The 14922-nt window shown below is 65.4% G+C and carries 13 protein-coding genes; 5 read left to right on the top strand and 8 right to left on the bottom strand.

All coding sequences use genetic code 11. From position 1 onward, the window contains the following. Positions 1–208 precede the first annotated feature (208 nt). Both aceA and RMCB_RS12865 read right to left on the bottom strand, forming a co-directional pair. Positions 209–1495: an isocitrate lyase gene (gene aceA / locus RMCB_RS12870; protein ID WP_029369532.1), complete on the bottom strand. Its 1287-nt coding sequence runs from the start codon at positions 1493–1495 to the stop codon at positions 209–211. A 254-nt stretch (positions 1496–1749) separates the two neighbouring features. Further along, positions 1750–2571 carry an acyl-[acyl-carrier-protein] thioesterase gene (locus RMCB_RS12865; protein ID WP_062829096.1) on the bottom strand — a complete coding sequence of 274 codons (822 nt, stop codon included), beginning with the start codon at positions 2569–2571 and terminating at the stop codon, positions 1750–1752. A gap of 117 nt (positions 2572–2688) precedes the next feature. Here RMCB_RS12865 and ramB point away from each other — a divergent pair, with 117 nt between their 5' ends. Next, a complete protein-coding gene (gene ramB, locus RMCB_RS12860) occupies positions 2689–4104 on the top strand; it encodes an acetate metabolism transcriptional regulator RamB (RefSeq protein ID WP_062829095.1) in 1416 nt (471 codons plus the stop codon). Between the two features lie 97 nt (positions 4105–4201). Continuing rightward, complete coding sequence (locus tag RMCB_RS12855) at positions 4202–4753, top strand: carboxymuconolactone decarboxylase family protein (RefSeq protein ID WP_029369527.1); 552 nt, start codon at positions 4202–4204, stop codon at positions 4751–4753. A gap of 11 nt (positions 4754–4764) precedes the next feature. Here RMCB_RS12855 and RMCB_RS12850 read toward each other — a convergent pair whose 3' ends face one another. From RMCB_RS12850 to adh, 5 genes are all read right to left on the bottom strand, one after another. Further along, on the bottom strand, positions 4765–6114 hold the full coding sequence (locus RMCB_RS12850; protein ID WP_062829094.1) for an MFS transporter: 1350 nt from the start codon (positions 6112–6114) through the stop codon (positions 4765–4767). Positions 6115–6201: 87 nt separating this feature from the next. Further along, entirely contained in the window at positions 6202–6471 is a 270-nt protein-coding gene (locus tag RMCB_RS12845) for a hypothetical protein (protein ID WP_029369525.1), read from the bottom strand. Further along, a complete protein-coding gene (lpdA, locus tag RMCB_RS12840) occupies positions 6468–7868 on the bottom strand; it encodes a dihydrolipoyl dehydrogenase (RefSeq protein ID WP_062829093.1) in 1401 nt (466 codons plus the stop codon). The genes RMCB_RS12845 and lpdA overlap by 4 nt, the downstream gene beginning before the upstream one ends. A gap of 53 nt (positions 7869–7921) precedes the next feature. Beyond that, entirely contained in the window at positions 7922–8395 is a 474-nt protein-coding gene (locus RMCB_RS12835) for a DUF779 domain-containing protein (protein ID WP_029369523.1), read from the bottom strand. 2 nt (positions 8396–8397) lie between these two features. Further along, entirely contained in the window at positions 8398–9921 is a 1524-nt protein-coding gene (gene adh, locus RMCB_RS12830) for an aldehyde dehydrogenase (protein ID WP_062829092.1), read from the bottom strand. A 61-nt stretch (positions 9922–9982) separates the two neighbouring features. Between adh and RMCB_RS12825 the strand changes: the two genes are divergently transcribed. Together RMCB_RS12825 and RMCB_RS12820 are read left to right on the top strand one after the other, a co-directional pair. Further along, positions 9983–11986 (top strand): prolyl oligopeptidase family serine peptidase, encoded by a 2004-nt coding sequence (locus RMCB_RS12825; RefSeq protein ID WP_062829091.1) that lies wholly within the window; start codon positions 9983–9985, stop codon positions 11984–11986. A 76-nt stretch (positions 11987–12062) separates the two neighbouring features. Then, the gene (locus tag RMCB_RS12820) at positions 12063–12791 is read left to right on the top strand and encodes a gamma-glutamyl-gamma-aminobutyrate hydrolase family protein (RefSeq protein ID WP_201028288.1); all 729 of its coding nucleotides are present in this window, start codon (positions 12063–12065) and stop codon (positions 12789–12791) included. Positions 12792–12799: 8 nt separating this feature from the next. Here RMCB_RS12820 and RMCB_RS12815 read toward each other — a convergent pair whose 3' ends face one another. Next, the gene (locus RMCB_RS12815; RefSeq protein WP_029369519.1) at positions 12800–13315 is read right to left on the bottom strand and encodes a MarR family winged helix-turn-helix transcriptional regulator; all 516 of its coding nucleotides are present in this window, start codon (positions 13313–13315) and stop codon (positions 12800–12802) included. A gap of 230 nt (positions 13316–13545) precedes the next feature. Here RMCB_RS12815 and RMCB_RS12810 point away from each other — a divergent pair, with 230 nt between their 5' ends. Then, positions 13546–14898: a glutamine synthetase family protein gene (locus tag RMCB_RS12810; protein ID WP_062829089.1), complete on the top strand. Its 1353-nt coding sequence runs from the start codon at positions 13546–13548 to the stop codon at positions 14896–14898. Positions 14899–14922 lie beyond the last annotated feature (24 nt).

The following is a 14922-nucleotide window of genomic DNA, read 5'->3' as shown; positions in this document are numbered from 1 at the left end:
TTTCGTCTCAAGATCCGGACATGCGACAGGCCCCGCCCAAGAATTCTGAGCGAGGCCTGCCGCTGTCAACTAGCTCGGTACCGCGAGCGGTGACCGGGCCTTAGTGGCTCCGGCTAGTCGGTTCCACTTCGCAAGCTCAGTGGCTCCAGCTTGTCGGTTCCACTTCGCAAGCTCAGTGGCTCCAGCTTGTCGGTTCCACTTCGCAAGCTCAGTGGAACTGACCCTCTTCGGTGGAGCCGGCCAGCGCGGTGGTCGAGCTGGTCGGGTCGACGGTGGTGGCGATCCGGTCGAAGTAACCGGCGCCGACCTCACGCTGGTGCTTGGTGGCGGTGTAGCCGCGCTCCTCGGCAGCGAACTCGCGCTCCTGCAGCTCGACGTAGGCGCTCATCTGGTTGCGGGCGTAGCCGTGGGCCAGATCGAACATCGAGTAGTTGAGGGCGTGGAAGCCGGCCAGCGTGATGAACTGGAACTTGAAGCCCATCGCGCCGAGCTCCTTCTGGAACTTCGCGATGGTCGCGTCGTCGAGGTGCTTCTTCCAGTTGAACGACGGCGAGCAGTTGTAGGCCAGCATCTGGTCGGGGAACTCGCTCTTGACGCCCTCGGCGAACTTCTTGGCCAGCTCCAGGTCCGGGGTGCCGGTCTCCATCCAGATCAGGTCGGAGTAGGGCGCGTAGGCCTTGGCGCGGGCGATGCAGGGCTCCAGGCCGTTCTTGACCCGGTAGAAGCCTTCGGCGGTGCGCTCACCGGTGATGAAGGGGCGGTCGCGCTCGTCGACGTCGCTGGTGATCAGGGTGGCGGCCTCGGCATCGGTGCGGGCGATGACGACCGTCGGCACGTCGGCGACGTCGGCGGCCAGGCGGGCCGAGGTCAGGGTGCGGATGTGCTGCTGGGTGGGGATCAGCACCTTGCCACCGAGGTGGCCGCACTTCTTCTCCGAGGCCAGCTGGTCTTCCCAGTGCGAACCGGCGACACCGGCGGCGATCATGGCCTTCTGCAGCTCGTAGACGTTGAGCGCGCCACCGAAGCCTGCCTCACCGTCGGCGACGATCGGGGCGAGCCAGTTCTCGACGGAGGTGTCGCCCTCGACCTTGGCGATCTCGTCGGCGCGCAGCAGCGCGTTGTTGATGCGGCGGACGACCTGCGGCACCGAGTTGGCCGGGTACAGGCTCTGGTCGGGGTAGGTGTGGCCGGAGAGGTTGGCGTCACCGGCGACCTGCCAACCCGAGAGGTAGATGGCCTTGAGACCGGCGCGAACCTGCTGCACGGCCATGTTGCCGGTCAGCGCACCGAGCGCGTTGACGAAGTCCATGTTGTGGAGCTGGTCCCAGAGCACCTCGGCGCCACGGCGGGCCAGGGTGGCCTCCTCGACGACGTGGCCCTGCAGTGCGACGACGTCTTCCGGGGTGTAGGTGCGGGTGATGCCCTTCCAGCGGGGGTTGTGATCCCAGTCGTGCTGGATCTGTTCCGGTGACTTGGGGGTGCCCACGGTCGACATAGGGACTGCTCCTTCGGTTTGTTCACCGCCGCCCGTTACTTGTTAACGCCGCAGCAGCTTCACTGATGTGCTAATCCGACGATGACACAGCCCATATCCGCAGGTCCACCCGTTTAAGTTGCCAATTTTCGCCAAATGGCAGCGTTAACTTGCGAAGTTTGCGAAGAAACATGATGGCTGTACCGGTTCAGAAGCTACCCAGCGGTAACCGATTTACGCAGGTCAGTACGCTCGTACTGTTAAACCGGGGATGATCAGAGGGAGAACAGTGCGGCGATGGCTTTGGCCTCGTCGCCGACCACATATGTGAGCGTTATAACAGTGCGATCGGACAGCTCCGGCCCGAACTTGTCCGTCGACCCCGCCGGGTACACGTGAGAGAGGATCTCCAGTTTCTCGCCGAGAGCCACGGCCGCGTCGTGCTCGATGGCCACCCGCAGTGGTCCGGCGAGCAGCTCCGGATGGGAGTAGAGGTAGTCCTCGATGACCGTCCAGTAGACCGAGTTGTTCATGTGGTCGAAGAGGTCGATGTCCGACACTCGGACCGGATATTCCTTGATCTCGACGGCGTCCTCACGGCTGCCCGGCTTCAAGTAGGGCTTCCACCGCAGCCGGGATTCGTCGGTGGTCCGTCGCAGACCTTCGAGGAAGTCGTCGGAGATGCGGGCAGGCCCCTGGGTCTCGCGGTTGATGTTGATCCAGAACGCCTCGGATTCCATGAGCCCGCCCTTACGGCCGTCGATGCGCACCCGCATCTCGCACCACCGGTTCGACGTCCCCGAACACCAACGCCGCATCCGCAGCATGTCCTGGAACTCGATCGGACGGATCAGGTCGATCATGGTCCGCCGGACGATCCACAGTGGGTGGGTCTCCTCGAAGCCCATCTCCCGCAGCTGATCGGACCCGATGTCCTGGATGTGGCGGCACGCGGCGTCGAACCGCAGCCGGCCCACGCGGTCGATGTCGCCGACCCGCAGCGGCCACTCCCTGTCGAAGACGTCGGGATGAGGATCCGGTACCGGCATCATGACTTTGCCCAGTCCGGCCTTCGGCTTATCCGCGGAACCCGTCATCTCGATCTCCCCAATCGCTCGTCCAGACCGATCATGCCAGGCAGCCCGAGGCAGCCCCAAGGACCGTTCTGCCAAGAATGCGAAGCTGGGCTTCACAGCGTTGTTACGCTGGTTGACGTGGCAAAAACCTTCGTCGGCTCGAGGGTGCGACAACTGCGCAGTGAACGCGGTTTCAGCCAGGCCGCGCTGGCGCAGATGCTCGACATCTCCCCCAGCTACCTCAATCAGATCGAGCATGATGTGCGGCCGCTCACGGTGGCGGTGTTGCTGCGCATCACCGAGGTGTTCGGCGTAGATGCCACCTTCTTCGCGTCGCACGACGACACGCGCCTGGTCGCCGAACTACGCGAGGTGACGATGGACCGCGACCTCGGCATCGATGTGGACGTCGCCGAGGTCGCCGACATCGTCAACACCCATCCCACGCTGGCGCGGGCGATGGTCAATCTGCACCAGCGGTATCGGCTCACCACAACGCAACTGGCCGCGGTGACCGAGGGCCGGTATTCCGACAGCAGCGGCACCGGCGCGATCACCATGCCCCACGAGGAAGTTCGCGACTTCTTCTACCAGCGGCAGAACTACCTGCACGAACTCGACACCGCCGCAGAGGATTTCACCATCCGGATGCGGATGCACCGCGCCGAGCTCTCGCGCGAGCTCTCCGAGCGGCTCACCATGGTGCACGGCGTGCGCATCGTCAGGCGTATCGACCTCGGCGACAACGTGATGCACCGGTACGACCCGCAGACCAAGACTCTCGAGATCGGCGGGCATCTCTCGTCGGGACAGTACGTGTTCAAGCTCGCCGCCGAGCTGGCGTATCTGGAGTTCGGCGACCTGATCGACGCGCAGGTCACCGAGGGCATGTTCACCAGCGACGAGTCCCGCAAGCTCGCCCGGCTGGGACTGGCCAACTACTTCGCGGCCGCCACCGTGCTGCCCTACCGGCAATTCCACGATGTCGCCGAGAACTTCCGCTATGACGTCGAGCGCCTGTCGGCGTTCTATTCGGTGAGCTACGAGACGGTGGCCCACCGCCTTTCGACGTTGCAACGACCGTCGATGCGCGGTGTCCCGCTGTCGTTCGTCCGCGTCGACCGGGCCGGCAACATGTCGAAACGCCAGTCCGCCACCGGTTTTCACTTCTCGTCGTCGGGCGGCACGTGCCCGCTGTGGAATGTCTACGAGACGTTCGGCAATCCCGGCAAGATCCTGGTGCAGGTCGCCCAGATGCCCGACGGACGCAACTACATGTGGGTCGCCCGGACCGTGGAGCGTCGCGCCTCGCGATATGGCCAGCCCGGCAAGACTTTCGCGATCGGTCTGGGCTGCGAGCTGCGCCACGCCAGCCGGCTGGTCTACTCCGATGGCCTGGACGTCTCCGGCGAGGTCAGCACGCCCATCGGCTCCGGATGCCGGGTGTGCGAACGCGACAACTGCCCGCAGCGCGCATTTCCCGCGCTCGGCCGGGCTCTGGACATCGATGAGCACCGCTCGACGGTGTCGCCGTATCTGGTCAAGAAGTCCTGATAGTGCGCACTCGCCGCCGACACTACGGTTTCTGGCGCCTAATCGTCGAAATCGCACCACAAACCGTAGTGTCGCCAGGTGTGCCAGACTCGGCTAGGTGAGCACAACTGAGCCCGCCCGCATCGCACCGGGAGGATTCCGGGAGCTGGGGCCGATCAACTGGGTCATCGCCAAGGCAGGAGCACGGGCCATCCGGGCACCGCGGTTCACCTTGTTCAACGTGCTGGGGCAGCACAAACTCCTGTTCCTGGCGTGGCTGCCGTCGGCAGGGCTGCTGCTCGGACCGTTCGGCAAGCTCACCCGTAAGGACGCCGAACTGGTGATCCTGCGCGTCGCGCACCTTCGCGACTGCGAGTACGAGTTGCAGCAGCACCGCCGCCTGGCCCGCAGCCGCGGGGTGGACCGTGAAACCCAGGCTCGCATCTTCGAGGGTCCTGACGCCGCGGGACTCACCGACCGGCAGCGCATACTGATCACCGCGACCGACGAATTCGTCGTCACCCGCTCGATGTCGTCGGAGACCTGGGCCGCGCTCTCGGGGATCCTCACCCGTACACAGCTCATCGAATTCTGCATGCTGGCAGGACAATACGACGCGCTCGCCGCGACGATGGCGACGCTGCGGATCCCGCTGGACTTCCCGGACTGAGCCGCCGGGTGTCAGCGCCTGACCGGCTCTTCTTCGGGTGATCCGGACTTGGCGTTCGCCGCCTCACCGAGCGAACGTCCCGCCGTCTCGACACCCCATGCGACGGTCACGGCCAGTCCGACGAACGAGATGGCCGCACCGGCCAGCAGCACCCAGTTGACCCCCTTGTCGAGCGCAAGCGGCATGAGGTAAACGGCCACCGCCGCACCGATTCTGCTGGCCGCGGTTCCGATACCTACTGCGGTGGCGCGGATCTCGGTCGGGAAGAGCTCATTCGGATAGACGATCTCCAGGAAATTGGAGCCTCCGGACAGCAACGCAAACGCACACACCGCCCCGAAGACGGCCATCACCGGCAGACCGGGGATCAGGCCGGCAACACCCCAAATGATGCCGATGCCGGTGAAGGTGTAGATCAACAACGCCTTGCGGCCTATGCGGTCGACCAGCAGCAGGCCAGGGATGCCGCCGATGACGAACAGCGCGGCGAGGAAGACCTCGGCTCCGTTTCCGGTGATGCCGACCTCAGCGAGGATGTCGAACGAGAACGAGTAGATGGACAGCAGCGGGATGACCTGGCACATCCAGAACAGGCTGACGAAGAGGGTCCGAGTCAGGTAGGGCGGTTTGAAGACCGACCAGAACGTCGCGCGCCCAGAAGATTCGGGCTCACCGAGATCGGCCACCCCGTAGTTGGGGCCGAAGACCTGCTTGATGGATCGATCGGCCTCCTCGACGCGGCCCTTGCTGATGAGCCAACGGGGCGACTCCGGCGTACCCAGCCGCAGGAACAGCGTCACGAGGGCAAAAATCGCGGGGCTGGCGAGCATCCACCGCCAGGCGTTGTCACCGGCAAAATGGCTGCACACCATGGCAACTGCCGGGGCGGCCGTGGCGCCGATGGCCCAGACGACGAACGTCGCGCCGAGCATGCGCCCGCGGTATTTGGCAGGCAGGTATTCCGCCAGCAGCGAGGTGGCGATCGGATAGTCCGCACCGATCGCCATGCCGATGAGGAACCTGAGCAGCACGAGCTGCCACACCTCGGTGGCGAACAGGCAGGCGAGCGAAAATGCCGCCAGCGCAACAAGATCCAGAATGTACATGACGTGGCGGCCGACCTTGTCGGTCACCCAGCCGAACAGGCCGCCCCCGACGAAAATGCCTACCAGGACGGCGGCGGCGATCATGCCCTTGTCGGCGGCGGTGACGACGAATGACTTGCTCATCGTCGCCCAGGTGAAGCCGATGATCGCGATGGCATAGCCGTCGATGAACGGCCCACCGGAGGAATACACCGTCAGTTTCTTGTGGAATGCAGTCAACGGCGCGTCGTCGATCAGGCCACTACTAGATGACATACATCGACATTTGCCCAGCGGATACCGAACGAGAACCGCACGGATGCTCGAAATACAGTCCCTACCGTTGTGCGATCACACAATGACCTAGAGGTACGTCACCCCGAGCACGGCGATCGAGAACAGCACCGGCGAGACCGGTAGCAGCCACAGGAACGCCGCCCATTCGTAGGCCTTCTGCTGGTACTTGCGCCTACCCAGCAGACCGGCCGCCACGGCGATCAGGAACGACACCGCAGCGACCACCAACACCCACTGGTTGACGTAGCCGCTGTCGGTGGCCAGCGAAATGGCCGTCAGCCACAGGATATGGCCGACGACCAATCCGCCGATACCGGCAATGATCTCGTTTCTCAAAAGTTGATCATGTGGCCGGTGAGGCCGTGGAAGCATTCCTGCAGCGCTTCGGACAGGGTCGGGTGGGTATGCACGTTGCGCGCCAGTTCGTGCGCGGTCAGATCCCACTTCTGGGCCAGCGTCAGCTCGGGCAGCAGTTCGGACACATCCGGTCCGATGAGGTGCCCGCCGAGCAGTTCCAGGTGCTTCTTGTCGGCGATGAGCTTGACGAACCCGGTCGGGTCGGCCAGGCCGTGGGCCTTGCCGTTGGCCGTGAACGGGAACTTCGCGACGACGACGTCGTAGCCCTCATCCTTGGCCTGCTGTTCGGTCAACCCGAAGCTGGCCACCTGCGGCTGGCAGAAGGTCGCGCGCGGCATCATCCGGTAATCGCCGAGCGACAACGTCTCGGCACCGGCGATGGTCTCGGCGGCCACCACGCCCTGGGCCTCGGCGACGTGCGCCAGCTGCAGCAGCGCCGTCACATCGCCGATCGCATAGATGCCCGGCACGTTGGTGCGCATGTACTCGTCGATCGCGATGGCCTTGCGGTCGGTGAGCGCCACCCCGGCCGCCTCCAGGCCGTAGCCGTCGACGTTGGGCGCGAACCCGATGGCCTGCAACACCTTGTCGGCCTTGAGCTCTTCGGTCTTGCCGTCCTTGCTGACGGTGACGCGAACTGGACCGTCAGCTCCCTCATCGACGATGCCCTCGACCTTGGTCCCGGTGAGAATCTTCACACCGAGCTTCTTGTACTGCTTTTCGATCTCCTTGGAGACCTCGGCGTCCTCGTTGGGCAGGGCCCGCGGCAGGAACTCGACGATGGTGACGTCGACGCCGTAGTTCTTGAGCACGTACGCGAACTCCATGCCGATCGCGCCCGCGCCGGCGATGATGATCGACTCGGGCAGCTCACGGGACAGGATCTGGGTCTCGTAGGTGACCACGTTGTCGCTGAGCGTGGTGCCGGGGACCAGGCGGGTCGACGATCCGGTGGCGATGATCGCGTTGTCGAACGTCACGTTCTCGGTGCCGCCGTCGTTGAGTTTCACCGAGATCGACTTGGGCCCGGTGAAGGTGCCGTAGCCGTGAATCTCGGTGATCTTGTTCTTCTTCATCAGGAAGTGCACGCCGGCCACCCGGCCCTCGGCGACCTTGCGGCTGCGGTCGAATGCCGCGCCGTAGTCGAAGCTGGCCTCACCGCTGATACCGAAGGTCTTGGCTTCCTTGGCGAAGATATGGGCCAGCTCGGCGTTGCGCAGCAACGCCTTGGACGGGATACACCCAACGTTGAGGCACACTCCACCCCAATACTTGGGTTCGATGATGGCGGTGTTCAGCCCCAGTTGAGCGGCACGAATAGCCGCGACGTATCCACCGGGACCGGCTCCGAGAACGACGACGTCAAAGTGGGTCACGCCCTCACCCTAGTGGGCGGGGCAATAGCCTCACTGCGCGATCCGGGTGATTCCTACCTCTGAGGCACCGGGCAGGCGTCCGACGCCTCGGCGACGATGTGGCTTCCCGTGTCGGTCGGACGCTTCCCCGCCGCGTATTCGGCCCCGGTCAGCGGTGGGGACGCAGCGAGTTCGTCGATCTCGGCGTCGGTGAACGCCCGTCCGCGTGACAGGAACCGCTTACCCTCGGGCGCCTCCAAGCTGAACCCGCCGCCACGGCCGGGCACCACATCGATCACCAGCTGGGTGTGTTTCCACGCGTCGAACTGCGGCCCGGAGATCCACACCGGCACGCCGGTATCGCCGACGTCGAGGATGCCCAGCAGGATGTCGCGGTCCCCGACGATGAAATCACCGTCGGGGTAGCACATCGGCGACGACCCGTCGCAGCATCCGCCGGACTGGTGAAACATCAACGCGCCGTGCCGCTCCTGCAGGGTCGTCAGCAGGTCGGCGGCGGCCTGGGTGATGAGGGCTCTGCTCGTCATATCTAGAAGAATCCCTGGGCCTTGTTGCTGTAGGACACCAGCAGGTTCTTGGTCTGCTGGTAGTGGTCCAGCATCATCTTGTGGTTTTCACGGCCGATGCCGGACTGCTTGTAGCCACCGAACGCGGCGTGCGCCGGATAGGCGTGATAGCAGTTGGTCCATACCCGGCCGGCCTTGATGTCGCGGCCGGCCCGGTAGGCGGTGTTGCCGTCCCGCGACCACACGCCCGCCCCCAGCCCGTAGAGAGTGTTGTTGGCGATGCTGATGGCGTCGTCGTAATCCTTGAACGACGTCACCGCGACGACGGGTCCGAAGATCTCCTCCTGGAAGATCCGCATGTTGTTGTTGCCCTCGAACACCGTCGGCTGGATGTAGAAGCCGCCGGCCAGGTCACCACCGAGGTCGGCGCGTTCACCGCCGGTGACCACCCGCGCTCCTTCGGATTTGCCGATCTCGATGTAGGACAGGATCTTCTCGAACTGGTCGTTGGAGGCTTGCGACCCGATCATGGTCTCGGTGTCCAGCGGATCACCCTGCCGCACCGCCTTGGTGCGGATGGCCGCCAGCTCGAGGAACTCGTCATAGATGTCGGCCTGGATCAGGCTGCGCGACGGGCAGGTACACACCTCACCCTGGTTCAGGGCGAACATCGTGAACCCTTCCAGGGCCTTGTCCTGGAAGTCGTCGCCGGCCGCCATCACGTCGTTGAAGAAGATGTTGGGGCTCTTGCCGCCGAGTTCGAGGGTGACCGGGATGAGGTTCTGCGACGCGTACTGCATGATCAACCGGCCGGTCGTGGTCTCACCGGTGAAGGCGATCTTGGCGATCCGGTTGGACGAGGCCAGCGGCTTGCCCGCCTCGACCCCGAAACCGTTGACGATGTTCACCACGCCCGCCGGCAGCAGATCACCGATCAGCGAGAAGAGGTACAGCACCGAGGCCGGAGTCTGTTCGGCCGGTTTGATGACGACGGCGTTGCCCGCCGCGAGCGCCGGGGCCAGCTTCCACGTGGCCATGAGGATCGGGAAGTTCCACGGGATGATCTGCCCGACCACACCCAGCGGCTCGTGGAAGTGGTAGGCGACGGTGTCCTCGTCGATCTGGCTCAGCGAGCCTTCCTGTGCCCGGATCGCGCCGGCGAAGTAGCGGAAGTGGTCCACCGCCAACGGAATATCGGCGTTGAGCGTCTCGCGGATCGGCTTGCCGTTGTCCCACGACTCGGCCAGCGCGATGGATTCGAGATTGGCCTCGATGCGGTCGGCGATCTTGTTGAGGATCACCGCGCGCTCGGCGGGTGAGGTCTTGCCCCACGCGGGCGCGGCCGCATGCGCGGCGTCGAGCGCCTTCTCGACGTCAGCCTCGGTGGACCGCGGGATCTCGCAGAACACCTGCCCGGTGACCGGTGTCGGATTCTCGAAATACCGCCCCTCGGCCGGGGCCACCCACTCCCCACCGATGTAATTGCCGTAGCGAGACTCGAAGGACATCAGGGCGTCGGCAGCCCCCGGGCGCGAAAACACTGTCATGACGGACTCCTCGTGAGCGGTGTAACACAGCTCACATTACGCGCGCGGGCACAATGTTGAGGTGGCAGACGACCCGTACTTGTGGCTCGAGGACATCACCGGCGACGACGCCCTGGATTGGGTCCGCAAACACAACGACGCGACCGTGGCAGCGCTCAGTGGCGACCGGTTCGACGAGCTGCGTGACCAGGTGCTCGAGGTACTCGACACCGACGCACGCATACCGTACGTGGGCCGCCGGGGTGAGTACCTCTACAACTTCTGGCGAGACGAGGCGAACCCGCGGGGCATCTGGCGGCGCACCACCTTGGACAGCTACCGCACCGATGAGCCCGACTGGGACGTGATCATCGACCTCGACGAACTCGCGCGCACCGAGGACGAGAACTGGGTGTGGGCAGGCCCCGAGGTCATCGAACCCGAGCACACGCTGGCGTTGATCAGCCTGTCGCGCGGCGGCGCGGACGCCACGGTGGTGCGTGAATTCGACATGCGCACCAGGGAATTCGTCGAGGGCGGCTTTGAACTGCCGGAAGCCAAGTCATCGGTGACGTGGGAAGACGAAAACACCGTGTTGGTGTGCACCGACTTCGGCGATGGGTCGATGACCGAATCCGGTTACCCCCGGATCGCCAAGCGCTGGCGCCGCGGCGAACCGCTGGAGAGCGCCGAGACCGTATTCGAGGCCGAACCGACCGATATCCGCGTGATCGCCAGCGTGGACCGGACCCCCGGATTCGAGCACACCCGCGTCGGCCGCTACACCGACTTCTACAACAAGCTGCGCTATGAGCTCCGCGGCGGCGAACTGATCCTCATCGACGTCCCGACCGACGCGACGACGTCGACGCACCGCGAATGGATGCTGATCTCGCTGCGCAGCGACTGGGAGGTCGGCGAGGTCACCTACTCGGCGGGCAGCTTGCTCGCCACCAAGTTCGACGACTTCCTTTCCGGCAACCGCGAATTCACCGTCGTCTACGAGCCCGACGAGCACAGCTGCCTGTCCGAGGCCAGCTGGACCAAGGACAAACTGGTGCTGGTCACGCGGCGCGACGTCGCGAGCCACATCGAGATCGTCACGCCCGGAACGTGGGAGCGCGTCGACGCACCGGGCATCCCCGTGGGCGACGAGACCGTCGTCGTCGAGACCGATCCGCTCGGCGACGAGGTCTTCTACGACTCAAGCGGTTTCATCACACCGTCGCGGCTGCTGCACGGAACCGCTGGTGGCTCACTCAAACAGCTCAAGTCCGCCCCGGCGTTCTTCGACGCCGACGGCATCGACGTCGCGCAGTATTTCGCGACCTCCGCGGATGGCACCGCGATTCCCTATTACGTGGTCGGTCAGCGGTCGGCACCCAGCCCGACGTACCTCTACGGCTACGGCGGCTTCCAAAGTTCGTTGACTCCCGGCTATTCCGGAGGCATCGGGCGGACCTGGCTGGCCCGCGGCGGCACCTTCGTCTCCGCCAACATCCGTGGCGGCGGGGAGTACGGCCCACGCTGGCACACCCAGGCGATGCGGGAGAACCGCCACCTGGTCTACGAGGACTTCGCCGCCGTGGCAGCCGATCTGGTGCGGCGCGGCATCACCACGGTCGAACAGCTCGGCGCGGCGGGTGGCAGCAACGGCGGCCTGCTCATGGGCGTCATGCTGACGCAGTATCCGCAGTTGTTCGGCGCCCTGGTGTGCAGTGTGCCGCTGCTGGATATGAAGCGCTATCACCTGCTGCTGGCGGGCGCGTCCTGGGTGGCCGAATACGGTGACCCCGACGATCCCGCCGATTGGGAGGTCATCTCGAAATACTCGCCGTACCAGAATATTTCGAGTGACCGTCGCTATCCGCCGATCCTCATCACCACCTCGACGCGCGATGACCGCGTGCACCCGGGACATGCCCGCAAGATGACCGCGGCCCTTGAGGCCGCGGGGCATGACGTGACGTACTACGAGAACATCGAGGGCGGGCACGGCGGCGCCGCGGACAACAAGCAGGCCGCGTTCAAGGCTGCGCTGACCTACGAGTTCCTGTGGCGGAAGCTGGGTCGCACCGGGGACTGACCCGACACCCCTGGCGGGGCAGATCCCGAACCGGTATCGTTCGGGTGCGAACAATCCCCGTCAGGCAGGAGTCACCGTGTCCGTCAGGCGTCCGATGATTGCCATCCCGGCCCGGTTCTCCGAATCGGCCTCGGCCCTGCGGTCCCGCGCCGGCGTCGTCTCCCGCAAGATCGCCGAGTCGGTGTACGCCGCGGGCGGCGAACCGGTCGTCGTCCACCCGTACGCACCCGCCGGTCAGATCAGCGATGCCGACGTCGCCGCACGGCTGTGGTTCGCCGACGGCGTGCTGCTGCCGGGCGGCGGCGACATCGCCTCCCACCGCTACGGCGCCGTCCCGAGCCCCTCGGCCTACGACGTCGACGAGGAACAGGACGCCTTCGACCTCGCCGTCGCCCGTATCGCACTGGACCGGCGGCTCCCACTGCTCGCCATCTGTCGAGGGAATCAAATCGTCAACGTCGCGCTCGGCGGAGACCTCATCCAGGACATGGACGATGCCTGCGGCAATCACCGCCACGTCACCCATCCGATCGAGGTCGCCGACGACGCCATGCTTGCCCAGATCGTCGGCCCCGCACCGACCATCTCGTGCTATCACCACCAGTGCATCGGGCGGCTCGGCGACGGCCTCCGCCCCACGGCACGCGCGGCCGACGGCGTCATCGAAGCAGTCGAGTTGCAGGCGCACGACGGGTGGTACGTCGGTGTGCAGTGGCATCCCGAAGACACCGCGGCCGACGATCCGGCCCAGGCGGCGCTGTTTCGCGCGTTCGTCGACGCAGCATGTGACCGGGTGGCGGCCTGACCGGCGACTCAAGCCGGCTCGGCGGCGTCGATCTCCTCGATGTGCGTGACCAGGTCGCGCAGGATGCGGGTGAAACTCGCGAGCTGACGGGGCGGCAGGCCCGCGACGAGTTCGGACTCCACACTGTTGAACTCGGGATATATCGTCTCCATCAACCGCACCCCATCCGCAGTCAGGAAGAGCCGCACCAGGCGCCGGTCATGCTTGTCACCCTCGCGCACCATCAGGCCGCGACCCTCCAGGGTCTTCACCACGCCGGTGAGCGTGGCCTTGGAGATGTCGGCCGACTCCGCGGCGTGCCGCGCCTCCATGCCGTCCCAGATCCACACCACCCACAGCACCACGAAACCGGTCCAGGTGATGTCGTGCTTGCGCAGCACGCGGTTGGTGAGCTCCTGGCGCACGGCGTTTGCTGCCCGGAACAGGCTCGACAGCGCATGCGCTGCCTTGAAGTCCAGTGACAGCGAACTGACGTGGTCGGTCATCGCCTTCTCGGTCTCGGCGAGGGTGTGGCGGTCCGGCATGGGGCCAAGATTACCCGGCCACCAGGATGCCTGGGAATTAAGCGCAAACCTCTTGACATAGTCATTCGGCCCCGTACGATTCAATCGTTCGTTCCCAAACGATATCACGAGAGGTGGCGCGGTGACGGCCACGGGCGAATCGATTGCAGCGGTAGATGTGCCCCTGCAACGGTGTTCGCTCAACGTCGCCGACGGAGCCTGAATCCCAACCAACAAGGGAGTGCGGAAGCGTGGGTCACTTCGACGAGAGCGGTCTGTTCCGGGTCGCCGAACAACTCGGCGCCGACGGAATCGACGTGGTCCGCCTGGGCTACGCCGACCTGATCGGAACCGAACGTGGCCGGGACCTGCTGGTGGAGCGGTTCGGTCGCACCGTCGGCGACGGCGTCGCCTTCTGCCGCTCGGTCTACGGCACCTCCCCGATGGGCGACGTCGTCGACATCGAGGGCGGCATGTCAGCGGGCCTGCCCGACATCGTCGCCTTCCCCGACCTGGACACCGTGCGGCCCGTGCCGTGGGAACCCGGCGTCGCGCATGTCATCGCCGACGTCTTCAATCCCGACGGCACCCCCTCGCAGGAGAGCCCGCGCGCCGTGCTCAAGCGGGTCATCGACAAGTTCGCCGAGTTGGGGATGCGCCCGATGGTGGGCCCCGAGCTGGAGTTCTACGTTCTGGAGCCCGACGCCACCGACCCACGTGGCTGGCGCCGGTACGGCGAGGGCACCGGCAACGTGTACGTCTCCGGGCTCAAGGGCGATCCCGAGAACACGCTGCTGGCCTCGCTTCGCCAACTCTCCGCATACGGTCTCGACGTCGTCGCGGCCAATCACGAATTCTCCAGCGGCCAGTTCGAAATCAACCTCTGGCACTCCGACGCCCTCGACGCGGCCGACCGCGCATTCCGCTTCAAGTGCGGTGTCCAGGAGCTGTCCCGTCGCAGCGGCAAGATGGCAACCTTCATGGCCAAGCCGTTCAACGACGAGGGCGGCTCAGGGTTCCACATCCATTTCTCCACCGTCGACGACGACGACAAGCCCCTCTTCGACGACCCGAACGGGCCCGACGGTCTGTCCGACATCGCGCGTTCGGCGATCGCCGGGGTGCTGGCCCACGCGCCGGCGCTGGCCGCGGTGCACAATCCGACAATCAACTCCTACAAGCGTTTTGGTCCCGACACCCTGGCTCCGTGGCTGATCGACTGGGGTCTGGACAACCGCAGTGCGATGGTGCGCATCCCGCCCGAACGTGGGCGCGCCTCCCGCATGGAGCTGCGGCTCGGTGACGCGTCGGCCAATCCCTATCTGGCCATCGCGAGCCTGCTCGCTGCGGCCTACCTCGGCATCCGGGACGGCCTGCAGCCGCCTGCCAAGTTGGAGGGTTACGGGTACGACACCACCAAGGCCGACATGCTGCCCGGGGATCTCGCCACCGCGATCGACGCGCTGGAAAAAGACCAGGACATCGCAGACATGCTCGGCCCGACATTCGTTGCGGCCTTCGTCGCCTACAAGCGCAACGAACTGCAGCGGTTCGGCCAGTACGTCACCGACTGGGAGTTCCGCGAGTACGCCTACCACCTGTGACCGTCGACCCGTTAGTCGGAGGAC

It is taken from the genome of Mycolicibacterium brisbanense, from assembly GCF_001570425.1.
GTDB classification, from domain to species: domain Bacteria; phylum Actinomycetota; class Actinomycetes; order Mycobacteriales; family Mycobacteriaceae; genus Mycobacterium; species Mycobacterium brisbanense.
Note: the sequence above shows the minus strand (reverse complement) of the source record. Positions and strands in the feature narration are given on the sequence as shown.

Coding starts and splice junctions, on each gene's coding strand:
- adh (WP_062829092.1), bottom strand. CDS start 9,921: ATGACAGTGTTTTCGCGCCCGGGGGCTGCCGACGCCCTGATGTCCTTC.
- RMCB_RS12865 (WP_062829096.1), bottom strand. CDS start 2,571: ATGACGGGTTCCGCGGATAAGCCGAAGGCCGGACTGGGCAAAGTCATG.
- RMCB_RS12815 (WP_029369519.1), bottom strand. CDS start 13,315: ATGCCGGACCGCCACACCCTCGCCGAGACCGAGAAGGCGATGACCGAC.
- RMCB_RS12835 (WP_029369523.1), bottom strand. CDS start 8,395: ATGACGAGCAGAGCCCTCATCACCCAGGCCGCCGCCGACCTGCTGACG.
- RMCB_RS12850 (WP_062829094.1), bottom strand. CDS start 6,114: ATGTCATCTAGTAGTGGCCTGATCGACGACGCGCCGTTGACTGCATTC.
- aceA (WP_029369532.1), bottom strand. CDS start 1,495: ATGTCGACCGTGGGCACCCCCAAGTCACCGGAACAGATCCAGCACGAC.